This is a genomic window from Leptolyngbya sp. O-77, assembly GCF_001548395.1.
Classification (GTDB): Bacteria; Cyanobacteriota; Cyanobacteriia; order Elainellales; family Elainellaceae; genus Thermoleptolyngbya.
In genome coordinates this window covers 4,595,481-4,608,674 of record NZ_AP017367.1, presented here as the reverse complement: position 1 = coordinate 4,608,674, position 13,194 = coordinate 4,595,481, and the positions used below count along the sequence as shown (strand labels likewise).

At 55.6% G+C, this 13,194-nt stretch carries 11 protein-coding genes; 6 read left to right on the top strand and 5 right to left on the bottom strand.

Annotation, left to right across the window (positions count from 1 at the left end; translation table 11 throughout):
• Positions 1–256 precede the first annotated feature (256 nt).
• From O77CONTIG1_RS19405 to O77CONTIG1_RS19390, 4 genes are all read right to left on the bottom strand, one after another.
• Positions 257–2,005 carry an EAL domain-containing protein gene (locus O77CONTIG1_RS19405; RefSeq protein WP_068514030.1) on the bottom strand — a complete coding sequence of 583 codons (1,749 nt, stop codon included), beginning with the start codon at positions 2,003–2,005 and terminating at the stop codon, positions 257–259.
• A gap of 205 nt (positions 2,006–2,210) precedes the next feature.
• The gene (locus O77CONTIG1_RS19400; protein WP_068514027.1) at positions 2,211–3,383 is read right to left on the bottom strand and encodes a sensor histidine kinase; all 1,173 of its coding nucleotides are present in this window, start codon (positions 3,381–3,383) and stop codon (positions 2,211–2,213) included.
• 219 nt (positions 3,384–3,602) lie between these two features.
• Positions 3,603–4,058: a cupin domain-containing protein gene (locus tag O77CONTIG1_RS19395; RefSeq protein WP_068514023.1), complete on the bottom strand. Its 456-nt coding sequence runs from the start codon at positions 4,056–4,058 to the stop codon at positions 3,603–3,605.
• A 211-nt stretch (positions 4,059–4,269) separates the two neighbouring features.
• Positions 4,270–5,190: a hypothetical protein gene (locus O77CONTIG1_RS19390; RefSeq protein WP_068514017.1), complete on the bottom strand. Its 921-nt coding sequence runs from the start codon at positions 5,188–5,190 to the stop codon at positions 4,270–4,272.
• 574 nt (positions 5,191–5,764) lie between these two features.
• Between O77CONTIG1_RS19390 and O77CONTIG1_RS19385 the strand changes: the two genes are divergently transcribed.
• Positions 5,765–6,817 carry a Fe(3+) ABC transporter substrate-binding protein gene (locus O77CONTIG1_RS19385; protein ID WP_068514014.1) on the top strand — a complete coding sequence of 351 codons (1,053 nt, stop codon included), beginning with the start codon at positions 5,765–5,767 and terminating at the stop codon, positions 6,815–6,817.
• A gap of 50 nt (positions 6,818–6,867) precedes the next feature.
• Here O77CONTIG1_RS19385 and O77CONTIG1_RS19380 read toward each other — a convergent pair whose 3' ends face one another.
• Entirely contained in the window at positions 6,868–7,566 is a 699-nt protein-coding gene (locus O77CONTIG1_RS19380; RefSeq protein WP_068514011.1) for a Fe2+-dependent dioxygenase, read from the bottom strand.
• 142 nt (positions 7,567–7,708) lie between these two features.
• Between O77CONTIG1_RS19380 and O77CONTIG1_RS19375 the strand changes: the two genes are divergently transcribed.
• The 5 genes from O77CONTIG1_RS19375 to O77CONTIG1_RS19355 all read left to right on the top strand — a co-directional run bounded on the left by O77CONTIG1_RS19375 (position 7,709) and on the right by O77CONTIG1_RS19355 (position 13,158).
• Complete coding sequence (locus O77CONTIG1_RS19375; RefSeq protein WP_225894624.1) at positions 7,709–9,049, top strand: imelysin family protein; 1,341 nt, start codon at positions 7,709–7,711, stop codon at positions 9,047–9,049.
• Between the two features lie 8 nt (positions 9,050–9,057).
• Positions 9,058–10,512, top strand: a complete 1,455-nt coding sequence (locus tag O77CONTIG1_RS19370) for a di-heme oxidoredictase family protein (protein WP_068516839.1) — start codon at positions 9,058–9,060, stop codon at positions 10,510–10,512.
• 94 nt (positions 10,513–10,606) lie between these two features.
• The gene (locus O77CONTIG1_RS19365; protein ID WP_317134145.1) at positions 10,607–11,281 is read left to right on the top strand and encodes a response regulator; all 675 of its coding nucleotides are present in this window, start codon (positions 10,607–10,609) and stop codon (positions 11,279–11,281) included.
• Between the two features lie 596 nt (positions 11,282–11,877).
• Positions 11,878–12,252, top strand: coding sequence for a PadR family transcriptional regulator (locus O77CONTIG1_RS19360; protein WP_068514009.1), 375 nt, complete (start codon positions 11,878–11,880; stop codon positions 12,250–12,252).
• Positions 12,253–12,615: 363 nt separating this feature from the next.
• Positions 12,616–13,158 carry a cofactor assembly of complex C subunit B gene (locus tag O77CONTIG1_RS19355; RefSeq protein ID WP_068514007.1) on the top strand — a complete coding sequence of 181 codons (543 nt, stop codon included), beginning with the start codon at positions 12,616–12,618 and terminating at the stop codon, positions 13,156–13,158.
• Positions 13,159–13,194: the final 36 nt, after the last annotated feature.

Genomic DNA, 13,194 nt, shown 5'->3' with positions numbered 1-13,194 from the left:
ACAGTGATTTTGAGAATAGGGATGGGTAGCGCGGTTCGCGACTCATCCCTGCGATTTTAAGGACTACTGTAAACTGTAGGCACAGCCATAACGTACTGCTGCGTAGGGTTTTGAGGTGTTGTAGCAGCTAACTGTTTGGTTAGGACATGTAGGACGGGCATAGTTGCTATTGAGGCTCTTAGTGAGGACTTAAGTCCTCATTACGAACGTCCTCACTAACCTGCGTATTGCTATACCTGGTGCTAACCCATTTCCGCTAGACTGCTTGCGCGTTTTTCCATAGGCGTGGGTTGGTTTGGAGCAATTGCTGAAGATCGCTAGCCGAGAGCGGTGGACTGAAGCGGATGCCCTGCGCGGCGTAGCAGCCGATTTGCCGCAGCAGGTTAAGCTGAGCGTCGGTTTCTACCCCTTCAGCGATCGCCCGCGTTTGTAAAGCCTGGGCGATCGCCACAATCGCTTTTGCAATAGACAGCGCCTCCTCGTGTTCTCCCAAATCAGCGACAAAGGTGCGATCGATTTTCACGCAGTCGAGGGGCAGTTGTCGGAGATGACAAAGCGAGGAATAACCTGTGCCAAAGTCATCCAGGGCCAGGTTAACCCCTAATTGCTGAAGTTCCTGCATGGTTTTTCCTTCGACCCCTCGATTTTCGTGTAACGTTGCCTCGGTGATGTCCAGCACCAAAAGCTGCGGGTCGAACCCGGTTTGTGTCGTCGCCTGGGCGATCGCCCTTGGCAGGTCGAGCTTGCGAAACTGACGCGCTGATAGGTTGACCGACAGCTTCATGCTGGGATGTCCGGCCTCTTTCCACCGCACGGCGCAGGCGCAGGCCGTTTGCAGTACCCACTCGCCAATTTTCTCGATCCAATCCGTTTCTTCTGCAACCGCAAGAAATTGGGCTGGGTGTACCGTTCCCACATCCGGGTGCTGCCAGCGCAGCAGCGCCTCTGCGCCGATGATGCGGCCGCTGATCAGGTTTACCTGCGGTTGGTAGAGCAGGTACAGTTCCTCCTCTGCGATCGCCTTTTCGAGATGCTGAAGCACCCAAACCCGCTGCCTGTTCCGGGCATCCACTTCCAGGCTATAAAACTGGTAGCGGCTGGGCTGCCGATGGGCCGTTTGCACCGCCAGCCGGGCGTGTTCGGTTATCTCACTGGCAGTGACTCCGTTGTCGAGGGCGAGGGTAATGCCAATGCAAAGCTTGGGATGCAGGGTGTAGTTATCGATCAAGCAGGGTTCATTCAGGCTGCTGAGCAGGGTTTGGGCTAGCGTGGCAGCATCGCGGCGGTGGGCAACGGACTGAAACACGCCAAAGGTGTTGCTATTTAGCCGGGCGATCGCCGCTTCTTGGGGAATTGCCTTACGCAAGCGGCCTGACATCACCGCGGCCAGGGTTTCTGTCATTACTGCGGCCAGGGTTTCTGTCATTGCCTCGTCCAGCGGCGTGCCGTCGGGCATCGTGGCGTTGAGCTTGAGCAGCAGCAGCGCCACCAACCCCTTTGCCGATTCCAGATGCTCCTGAAGGCGATGGTGAAACAGGATGCGGTTGGCGAGTTGGGTCGCGGGGTCGCGATAGGCAATCTGGTTAAGCCGATCGACGGCCTGCTTCATTTCCTCAATATAGGGTTGCTTGATGCTGGCGTGTTTGCTCAGCCGCGTGGCGATCGCCTCGATCAACTCTTGTCGGGTAAAAGGCTTGGTGAGATAGTCGTCTGCGCCCATCGCCATGCCCTGGCGGATGTCCTGACGGTCTGCCTTGGCCGTGAGGAAGATAAACGGAATGCCCGCCGTTGCAGGATTTTGCTGGAGCTGGGTCAGCACCTCATAGCCATCGCAACCAGGCATCATGATGTCGCACAGGATCAAGTCTGGCTGGTGTGCCTTGGCCAGGTTTAACCCGGTTTGACCTTCTGGGGCGGCGATCGCCTCGTAATTTTCTGCACTCAGCATTTTGAGCAGCGCCGTGCGGATCGTCAAGTCATCCTCGATGACTAAAATTTTGGCCATAAACTTGGAGGCGAAATACAAATAGCTTGGAGTTGTGTGGGGGGATTATGAACGAGTTACGGACGAATTGCACACCTAACAAAGGCCACCTCTGAATTGCAGAGAGGGCTAGAGCAAAGAATGGTAAAATGCCGGCCCAGCACGAACTGGGACTCTTCTTAGGATGCCCAAATTAGGGGGCCCAAATTTCAGGCTTTTTAACGCTTTATGAACTGGATTGTGATGCTTTGGGGCAGGGCAAGGCGATCGCCACCTGAATTCCTCGCTCAGGCAAATTTTCAAAGCGAATTTTGCCACCGCACAGATCCAGACAGCGTTTGGTGATTGCCAGCCCCAACCCAGCACCGGGAATTGTGCCAACATTGCTGCCGCGATAGAACAGGTCGCCTAGTCGGGGCTGGTCTTGCGGATCTAGCCCAATGCCCTCATCTCGGATACAAAACTCTATCTCTCCAGGGCGATCGCTCATTTCTAGCGTGATGCAACTATAGGCAGGGGAATATTTGACCGCATTTGACAACACACTGAGCAACACCTGCCGCAGCAGCGTTTGATCCAGGTAAACCCTTTGCTCGGTCAAGTGGTTAAGGATTTTCCAGTGATGACTGTGATTGCTCTCCGCCTGACATTCACTTACCAGCGCCTTGCAAAAGGCTTCTGGGTCAAACCAAACGGGTGCAGGTTTCAGGTCGCCAGCATCTGCCCGATGTAGCAGCAGCATATGGTCTAGCATTTGCGTCAGGCGATGCACCATCACCTGGATCAGCCGCAGTTGCTCTAGCCGATCGTCCTCTGTCCAGTGACGACCGTAGTATTCCAGCATTTCTGCCGCCGTCAAAATCGCCGTCAGCGGCGTGCGAAACTCGTGGGATGTCATGGTGACAAAGTGCGATCGCAGGTCGTTGAGTTCTCGCTCTTTTTGCAGCGTTTTCAGCAGTCTGCTTCCAGTCGCTTTGCGATCGCTCGTCTCCCGCTGAATTGCAATCCAGTGAGTGTACCAGCCGTCGGCATTGGCCACCGGCACGAGGCTAATTTCAACCCAAAACTCGCTGCCGTCTTTGCGATAGTTCAGCAGTTCCACCAGGACGGGCTGCCACCGCCGCAGCGAGTCCTTTAAGCGGGCAAGGGCGGCCCGATCGGTCTTGGGCCCCTGCAAGATGCGTGGCGTTTTGCCAATCACCTCTTCAGGGCGATAGCCCGTCATTCTACAAAAGGCCTCATTGACAAACACAATTTGCGGGCCGGGCGCATCGAGCGGTTCTGCCTCGGTAATCACAATCGAATCGTTGGCATGAAGCACGACCGATTGCAGCAGATTGCACCGAGCATCCGGATCTTGCAGCGTTTGAAATAGAGAGTTTGGTAAATCAGCTTGCACAGGGAACCAGCCGAGAAATAAAAATAAATTGTCACTACCAGTGTTCCCCAGAACTTGCTAAAAACTTGCTGTAGAAGTATATCGCGCAACTAAATGCAAGATTGCTAAGCTACATAACCAAAAGATATTGGACAAATCCAGTTAGCCGTTTAGCTCTGTTTCTCCCCAGGAAGGCGGCGATCGCCCCTCTGAACTAGCTCAGACAGTTGACGGAGAGGATCAGTAGGGCTGTCCATCCTTATGGAAAAACACCCAGCCTGCCTCTCCTGCTCCAGCGACCAGATCATCCTCTGGATAGGTAATTTCGTCGTCTGGCGTGCGATCGCCCACTTCGAGATACGTGGCCGGGGCCGTCGAGCGGTTCACCAAATGATGCCCATTTGCTTCACCTGCCGGAAACCCCGCCGCCATGCCTGCCTTCAGCACTTGTTCACCCGCGTCGGTCATCAGCACCACCTCGCCCGCCAGCACATATACAAACTCATCCTGGCGCTGATGCCAGTGGCGCAGCGCCGACATCGCCCCCGGCTCTAGCGTCACCAGGTTCACCCCGAAGTTTTTTAGCCCAGCCGCATCTCCCAAGCGGCGCTTGATGCGACCTGCCAGCCGCGCCTTAAACGGCTCTGGATAGACGGTTCCAGTTTTTGCAGGAACCTGCTCAGGGTCGATGTGCATGGGTGGAAGTTGGGGGGTGCAAGTTTGAGGGACGCGAGTTTAGGTTGAAGCGATTGATTTGGTAAGAATGGAAAGCCCAGACACTTCTCAGGCAAGGGCTGAAAAGCACCTGGGGATGTGGAGCATGAGTAGCAAGGCTCATGCAAGAGAGGAAGGTATCCCCTATACTGCCTGTCTCATTGCAACGGTGGAATCACCCGAAGGGAGGATTTCAGTTGGTCGGGGGCTGCGGCGCATCGGAGGCTTCGGGGATGGGAGTGCGCCCCTCCCGCACGTTGGCGATTTCAGCAGCGGTCATCGGTTCATCGGTCAGCAAATACACCGTGCCCTGGTTAAACGTGGAAATGACGTTGACATAGTAGGGCGGTTCGTCAGGAGGAGTTACTCGATACAGGCTAGAACCCGTATCGTCAGCGGGTTCCAACTGTTGGGTTTGATAGCCCTGGGTCTGGAGCGTGGCTTGCAGATCGCGGGCGATCGCCCGCACTGGTCGCCCGTCTGCATCCGAGAGCCGCCAGCAGTTCAGAAACCCGCTGCAGTCATTGCTCGCTCCTGCTGGATGGGGAAAGCTTGCGTAGCGAATCGGGCTGGGCAACTCCTCAACCTCTGGCAATGCTTCGGGGCTGGACATTGGCACTAGCGTCGGGCTGGGGGTAGGTGTGGCGGTCGGTGCGGTGGTCGGTGCGGTGGTCGGTGCGGGCAAAGCGGCGGGGGGCGCAGAGCTAGCAGCCGGAGTTGGAGTTGGCTGGGGCGATAGCGTGGGCGTTGGGGCTGGTGCGGGCGGTCGCACTGCGGCGGGCGGTCGTAACACTGTTGTCGGGCGGGGCACGACAGCCCGTTCGGATCTGGGCAGGGGCGCAGGCGTTGCGATAGGCGGGGGGGACGGTGGAGCCACTGGTGGAGTAGTCGCCGGAGTCCTCGCTGGCGTAGGCGATAGGGCAATCGAAAACTCTGGCGGGTCAGGCGCTGAGTTGTCCGATTCTAAGGATTGAGATGGATCGGCTCCAGAGTCTCCCGGCAGCAGCGGCAGAACCAGCACTACTGTATGCAGCACCAGCGACATCAGCAGCCACGGGCGAAATAGAGCCTGCATCAGTGCTGGCATATCGCGCTGGGTGCGGGCTTTAGGCATGGGAAAAGTGACAGACACAGACGGTAGATAGGCGCGACAGGGAGGCACAACAAAACCTTTGCAGGGGTCTTTGCAGGTGCAAAAGCAGGTGCAAAAGAGGCTCTACTGGCGATCGCAGGTGGACTCAGAGAACCGCATAAGACACCCAATCAAAACGGAGGATGCCAATTTAATGATCCAATTAATGATAATCTTTATGGCTTGCTATAGGAGCTAATCGCTAAATTTTAGAAGTTTTTTCTAAATCATGCCTGTTTGATCCTTGACAGAACAATTATTTAGGGCTTTTTGTTCTAAGCTTACAGGGTGTTTCCTTCTAGAATAAGATTCATTTAGCAGACATAGCCTTAAAGATCAATTGAGAATTTATAGCACTAAGGGTACAATACACATTGGTTTTGGCTGCGCCTATCGTTCAACGGCGGCACAGTAGCCGAAACCTAATCCGGGAAAGCTGGCTATGGCCGGTCAAAACAGCTAGCTACTGGGGCTGTCCTTGTAACAGCCTGCTTCTCCCTCACAGCCTGCATCGCTTTTGTTTTAATCTCTTCAAATTTCAGGAGTGAAGATTCCTATGGGAAAAATGACCCGGCGAGTGTTTATCGCCACTGGTAGTGCCTTGGCCGCCACGACCGTTGGGCAACTGGGTCGCCGTGCCACAGCCCAACAAAGCCGAGGCGTTGTAAATCTTTACTCATCTCGCCACTATGACACCGATGACAGCCTCTACCAGAGCTTTGCTGAGGCGACGGGCTTTCGGGTCAATTTGGTTGAAGCCGAGGCTGACCAACTGATCGAGCGCATCAAGAGCGAAGGCGCAAATAGCCCGGCGGATGTTCTGCTTACGGTAGACGCAGGCCGGCTCTGGCGAGCGCAGCAGGAAGGTATTTTGCAGCCCATTCGGTCGAGGACGCTAGAAGCAGCAATTCCCAGCTATCTGCGAGAGCCAGACGGCCATTGGTTTGGGCTGAGCAAGCGAGCGCGAGTTTTGTACTACAGCAAGGAGCGTGTGAATCCGGCTGATCTTTCCACTTACGAAGACCTAACCAACGCTAAGTGGCGCGGCAAGGTGTTGACGCGCTCTTCGACCAATGTCTATAGCCAGTCGCTTACGGGGTCAATTCTGCATGTCCACGGCCCGCGGGAAACTGAGTCCTGGGTGCGGGGGCTGGTGGCAAACTTTGCCCGTCCGCCAGAAGGCAACGACACGGCTCAGATCAAGGCAGTTGCAGCGGGGCTGGGCGACATTGCGATCGCCAACACCTATTACTTTGCCCGTCTGGTGAAATCCACCGACCCTGCCGACCAGGACGTGGTGAATAAGGTGGGTATTTTCTTCCCCAACCAGCGCGATCGCGGCACCCATATCAATATCAGCGGCGCGGGCGTGCTGAAAAACGCGAAGAACCGCGAAGCTGCGGTGCGTTTCATTGAGCATTTGGCCAGTCGCCAGGCTCAGGAGATTTTTGCCAAGGGCAATAACGAGTATCCGGTGCTGTCTGGTGTGGCGCTTGATTCTGTGGTGGAGGGCTTTGGCTCTTTTAAGGAAGACGAGCTAAATGCGGCGATCTTTGGGCGCAACAACGCCGAGGCACTGCGGATTATGGATCGGGGCGGCTGGAAATAGTGCCAGCGCTGGTGGGGCTGGAGGAATTGAACCGTTTCTTTAGCCTTTCATCAGATCTCGACCCAGCGGCGCAGCAGGTTGGCGTGGCATTTCGTAATCTGGTCAAATTCGGGCGTTTTGCCATGCTGCCGAAACAGGGATTGGCGGGCGGTATCTAGCTCAAACAGCAGCTCGCGATCGCCCGCATCTCTGACCAGGCTTTGCACCCAGGTTACAGCGACTAGCCGCACACCGCGTGTTACAGGTTCTACCCGGTGCAGCGTGGTGGCGGGATATAGCACCATTGCGCCTGCTGGCAGCTTAAACGGGTGATGCCCCAGCGTATCTTCGATGACCAGTTCTCCACCGTCATAATCGTCTGGCGAGTTGAGAAATAGCGTAAGTGACAGATCCGTTCGCATCAGGTCTGTTTGTTGAGAATCACCGGATAAAAGGGCGCTCCCACCCATCAGGGCATTGTCTACGTGCGTGCCGTAGCTCATGCCAGCTTCATAGCGGCTGATCAGCGGCGGACGAATGACTTTCGGATAGGCGGCCATTTGAAACAGGGCGTTGCGCCGTAATGCTGCCAAAATGAGCGATCGCACGGTTTCTGCAATTTTTCCCGCTTCGAGTTGAGTATTGTGCTTGACCTGTTTGGCATACCAGCCAGCAGTCGTTTTCCCATCTGCAAAAGAAGCTGACTGCAACGCAGTAGAGATGGTTTGTAGCTCTTCAGCGGTCAATACGGCATCAAGGCAAAGGATCATGGCAGTGCAGCAGACAGGTCAAGGTGGGGTCAAGGTTGGGCAAGCCAGCGCGATTGCAGTTTGAGCATTGGAGCATAAACCCAGAAGAACGATTTCAGGATATCTTTGCTCCTTTTTTGAAGATGACATAGGAGTTACTCCGTTGAAAGCCCTTACGAATCGAGATATGAACGGACGGATGAAGCTTTGGGTCGGCATTGGTGCATTTGTCATTACACAGGCTAGCACCCAGGCGATCGCTGACCCTATCCCAGAAGCAGTTAGCACGGGCGATCGCCCGAGCGCTACGCAGCCCCATCCTGTTGCCCCGGCTCCCTTGAGTGTGGCTCAGGCGGGCGGTGAAGGGGGCGAAGGCGGTGAGGGAGCTTCACCCCAGTCGGTCGGCTTTTGCGCCGCAATTGCTGTGGAGGGGGGTGGTGAAGGCGGCGAATCGGGAGCGGTGCAGCCCGTGAGCAGCCCGGTGCGAGTGTATGGTGCAGCAGCCGTTCCAGGCTCGACCTTTGGCGATCGCCAGGTACTTGCCAGTTTCGTGGATGCTGTGCTGCTGCCCACCTATGGCGAGTTGACCAGCGCTGCCCAACGGCTGAATCGGGCGATCGCCGAGTTTGCTGCTCGCCCCACCCAGGCAAACTTGCAGACCGCCCGACAAGCTTGGCTGGCGGCTCGTTTGCCCTGGGAAAGCAGCGAAGCGTTTGCCTTTGGCCCGGCGGCATCGCTGGGTTACGACGCTGGCCTGGATGACTGGCCCGTGAATGAGGTAGACGTGATTGCCGTTTTGCAAAGTCAGGATGCCCTTACGCCTGACTATTTGGAAACACTGCAAACGTCTCAAAAAGGCTTTCATACCATTGAGTTTTTGCTGTTTGGGCGGAATAACGACAAGCGACTGGCAGATTTCACACCCCGCGAGTTGGAATATTTGCAGTTGATTGGGGCGGATTTTGCAGCCACAGCCGAGAACCTGTTGGCAAGCTGGGCCGAGGGCGTAGAGGGCTATCCGGCCTATCGCAAAGAGTTTGTGGAGGCGGGCGATCGCAGCACTGCGTATCCCACGCCCCAGGCGGCGGCAACCGAACTGGTGCAGGGCATCATCGATATTCTGGATGAGTTGGGCGCGGTCAAAATTGGCGAGGCCCTGGATGCTCAAAATCCCTTCTTGCTGGAAAGCCGCTTTAGCCACAGTTCGCTTCAGGATTTTTATCAAAACCTCCGCAGCGTAGAGTTGACCTATTTTGCAGGCAGCGCCAGCCGCCCCGGTCGCCACAGCCTCAGCCGCTATGTCGCCAGCATTGATCCAGCCCTGGATGCTCAGGTGCGGCAATATCTGCTGGCCGCAGAATCAGCCGTCAAGGCGATTCCTGGCCCTATCGAAACAACCCTCTGTGACCCGGCTGCAAAGCCCCGAATTGCAGCGGCGCGGGATTCGCTGCTGACGCTGCGGGGCGTGTTTGAGCAGTGGATTATGCCACTGGTGCAGGAGTGATTAGAGTGATGGCTCGTTTAATAGCTCGTATTGCTGGGTTGCGTCGCGCCAGAAGACAATTTGGGGCGATCGCCCTCCTTTCTGCCATTGCAGGCGTGCTGGCCTCGCTGCTGCTGCATGGTACGGGCTGGGCCCAGTCGCCCCTGATCCTGGCGGGTGGTGATACCACGATTCAAAACCGCACTTCTCAGGGCTATTCCCAACCTGCGCCCAACCTCAGCCGCGAGTGGCTAGCGCTGCATCAAGTGGGCGATCGCCACTTTGAAGCGGCCTTTGTCACGCCGCCGGCCCCGGTCAATGGCGGACTGGGCCCCTTGTTTAACAACACGTCCTGCGCCGGATGTCACATTCGAGATGGGCGGGGAATGCCCGTTCCTGGACAGCTTTTGCTGCGAGTCAGCCTGCCTCGTCAGGGCTTGCTCGATTCGCCGGAAGCTGTGCTGTCCACTCCGACTGAGGCTGCACCTGTGCTGCAAGCCAATGCTCACCTGGAGGCCTCGGTCAGCCTGGGCAATGCGCCGCCCGTGCCAGGCATTGGCACACAAATCCAGGATCAGGCAGTCTATGGCTACCTGCCCGAAGCGCAGGTCAAACTGCGCTGGCAAGAGCAACCAGGAACCTATGCCGACGGAACGCCCTACTCGCTGCGATCGCCCCAGTTCGACATCACGTTGCCCAGCGGCGATCCCCTGCCGTCACAGATCCTCGTGTCGCCCCGCATCCCATCGCCCGTATTTGGCACAGGTTTGCTAGAAGCCGTCCCTGAGGCAGAAATTTTGGCGCTCGCCGATCCCGAAGATGCCAATCAAGACGGCATTTCAGGCCGCCCGAATTTCGTGTGGGATGTGGAACAACACAGCGAGAAACTGGGACGCTTTGGCTGGAAGGCTAACAATCCCACCCTGCTTCAGCAAGGGGCCTCTGCCTATATCAACGATATGGGCGTGACGAATCCCCTGTTTCCGGAACCTGATGGCTCCTACGAGGTTGATGCCGATACGCTGAAGGCCAATACGGTTTACGTGCAAACGCTGGCAGTGCCTGCACCCACGCAACGCCAAGATCCCCAGGTGCTGCAAGGAGAGCGCCTGTTTAATGCAGCGAATTGTGCGGGCTGCCATGTGCCAACGCTAAACACTGGGCCGCACGAAATTCCAGCGCTACAAAACCAGACTATCCATCCCTACACCGACTTGCTGCTGCACGATCTGGGCGAAGGGCTGGCCGACCATCGTCCCGATTTTCGGGCAACCGGGCAGGAGTGGCGCACGCCGCCGCTGTGGGGCATTGGGCTGGTGCAAACCGTTTTGCCCTATTCTGGCTATTTGCACGATGGTCGCGCCCGCACGCTAGCAGAAGCTATCCTATGGCATGGGGGCGAGGCAGCATCCGCTCGCGAGGCATTTAGAACTATGCCAGAGGGCGATCGCACTGCACTATTAAAGTTCCTTAATTCGCTCTAAGGCCGCTAGACTACTGATACAGGGATATCCGCCTGTCATAGCCTTAGTCTGGGAATCTGGCATAGAAATCTGGCGATTGAGGGAGGAAGTCAGTGTGAGTGAAGCCTCAAGTCAAGCATCAAATCAAACACTGGTGCGGGTTTTAATCGTGGAAGACGACCCCATGATGCAGCTTGGGTTGGAGCAGTCTTTGAGCAACCAACCGGGCATCCAGGTCGTGGGTCGGGCTGATGACGGCTATTTTGCAGTAGAAGAAACCCTGAAGCTCAAGCCCGATATCGTGGTAATGGACATCGGGCTGCCCCGCATGGACGGCATTGCCGCAACGCAAAAGATCAAAGAATCTCTGCCTGAGGTGCGAGTTGTCATGCTCACATCTCACACCACCGAAAATGAGGTGATCGCGGCCCTGTCAGCTGGGGCCGATGCCTATTGCGTCAAGGGAACGACCGTCGAGCGCCTGCTAGCAGCCATTGAGGCGGCACGGGAGGGAGCCAGCTATCTCGACCCACTAGTCGCCCGACTGGTGATGGATCACCTCAAATCGCCCACCAGTGCCGCAGATGCGATCGCCGTTGGGCAGCTCTCTCAGCGGGAGCTAGAAGTGCTAAAGCTGATGGTCGAAGGGCGGAGCAATCCTGAAATCGCCACTGCGCTCTACCTCAGCCCTAACACCGTGAAAACCCATGTACGCGGCATTATGAACAAGCTTGCGGTAGATGATCGCGTGCAGGCCGCGGTCGTGGCTCTTAGGGCTGGTCTGGTGTAGCAAATTTGATACTTAAGATTTCTGAAATCACCCGATTGCAGGATGTCGTCTTATGATACTAAGATCCAATATCCAGATACTTGCTCTTGAGAGCAAATACCTCCAGAGAATGAGGGCCAATTTTTGTCTGGCTGGCTAGAATCATCGGTATGCAGACCTCGCAATCTGCCTACACAAAATGGCTCCATGCTTTATCAGCGAGGACTGTGTTTTTGTTCCAGTCGATGATTGGGGTCGCAGATGAGATTGTACTGAGTCACTTTGAGTACAGCCGCCCTGTGGATATTGCCGATAAACTTGTGACACTAAAGCAGGTTTTTTGGAACTGTCTGAGGATTAAACGCTGTCTACTTAAATGTTGGCTACAACAATGGGCAAACTGCGATCGCCCTCATCCGTCTTCCCTTCTGTGGTCTTTGTCTGTGCCTGTAATTTCGGCAGGCGACGTGCTTTGAGTTCCTGGAGCGCATTGGCAAAGGCAAGCGTACTTCCAACTGTGTCTCTCTTGTTGAGACTTCACTCTTCCGACGTATTTTCTAGGCTCTCTCAGGAGAGTTGTCCACAACCTTTAGTTTTGCGTGATTGGGCTGAGCCTTATGACAACCACACTCGACGAAATCTACAAGTTCTTCAAGAATCCGCCACCGTTCTACCTGAACAAGGAATTGGCGGTGTGCTACGTGCTGTCTGTGCTGCTCAAGCAGGACTCCTACGGCACGGAGCTCATTAGCCTGCTAGAGACGGAATATCCTGCCTATCGGCTGTCGGATACGGTACTCTATAGCGCCCTCAAGTTTCTGGAAGATGGAGCCGCCGTGATCGGCTATTGGAAGAAGGTGGAAGGCCGCGGTCGTCCTCGTCGGATGTATCAAATTACCCCCGAATGGCGTGATCGCGCTGAGGAACTGTCCCGCCTGTGGGAAAGCTACACCCAGAACAATGCCACCGTTCCTGTGGGCGTATCCGACTAATTCATCCGACTAATTCAGCAGAGCATCCCATCGCTGTGTAGGGGCTGATAGGTTGATTGACGATGAATTGATTGATGATGAATTGATTGATCTCGTTCAGCCTATGTCTTAATTAAGCAATCATCATTACCCCTACGATTTTTACCTGAGATTTCCTATGCATTCCGCCTGGTTGCGAGAATGATTGCAGAGTGGCTGCACAGACGGCTACTCTGCTTTTGCCATTGTTTTGACTCTTAGCCACTCGACCCCGACTGCGAACTGTGGCCAAATCACCCATCAGGGCACAATCTTTCGTACATTAAAGGGGGCGGATCTAACCCCCACAGCAATGTCCTTCAAGAGAGAACCTGGCTAAGGTGTATGGAACTTCCGGTCTTGTCGTCTACTGCACTGCTGACCGTATTACTCGCAATAGGTTTATTGTTCTTTATTCGGGCTTCGACCAAAGATCGGATTGAGGTTGCAAGGCTGGTGGGCGATCGCCCAGAGGAAGACCTACTCGAAGCCATCCAGCAATACTTCACCCAGCGGGCTTATCGCATCGCCGCCGTGGATGCCGCCCAGAACCAAGTGACCTATGAGGGACTGGTTCGCGCCAGCACATTTCTGGCTATTTTTCTTTCGGTTCTCGCTGCGGTAGGGCTACTGTGCCTGTCCCTTGTCTTCTCGTTTTTGTTTCCCACGGTTGGCAACCTATTTTTAGGATTGGTGCTGTTGGCTCCGCTGGCGGGGGTATTCTACTGGAAACGATCTACCCGACCCGAGCAGGTGTCGCTAAAAATTGCCGATCTGACCCCTGATGCCGCTCTTGAAATTCGTGGGCCGCTGCTGGTGGTGACTGGGCATCGTGACGAACTAGCTGAATTTCAGCAAGCCCTGCGGCTGATGCCACTGAACGAATAGCTCAAGCGAATCACTCATCCAAACTGAACTGGGATC

Excerpts from the sequence above, each read along its gene's own strand:
- O77CONTIG1_RS19405 (WP_068514030.1), bottom strand. The coding sequence starts at position 2,005 with ATGGCCAAAATTTTAGTCATCGAGGATGACTTGACGATCCGCACGGCG.
- O77CONTIG1_RS19395 (WP_068514023.1), bottom strand. The coding sequence starts at position 4,058 with ATGCACATCGACCCTGAGCAGGTTCCTGCAAAAACTGGAACCGTCTAT.
- O77CONTIG1_RS19390 (WP_068514017.1), bottom strand. The coding sequence starts at position 5,190 with ATGCCTAAAGCCCGCACCCAGCGCGATATGCCAGCACTGATGCAGGCT.
- O77CONTIG1_RS19385 (WP_068514014.1), top strand. The coding sequence starts at position 5,765 with ATGGGAAAAATGACCCGGCGAGTGTTTATCGCCACTGGTAGTGCCTTG.
- O77CONTIG1_RS19380 (WP_068514011.1), bottom strand. The coding sequence starts at position 7,566 with ATGATCCTTTGCCTTGATGCCGTATTGACCGCTGAAGAGCTACAAACC.
- O77CONTIG1_RS19370 (WP_068516839.1), top strand. The coding sequence starts at position 9,058 with ATGGCTCGTTTAATAGCTCGTATTGCTGGGTTGCGTCGCGCCAGAAGA.
- O77CONTIG1_RS19360 (WP_068514009.1), top strand. The coding sequence starts at position 11,878 with ATGACAACCACACTCGACGAAATCTACAAGTTCTTCAAGAATCCGCCA.
- O77CONTIG1_RS19355 (WP_068514007.1), top strand. The coding sequence starts at position 12,616 with ATGGAACTTCCGGTCTTGTCGTCTACTGCACTGCTGACCGTATTACTC.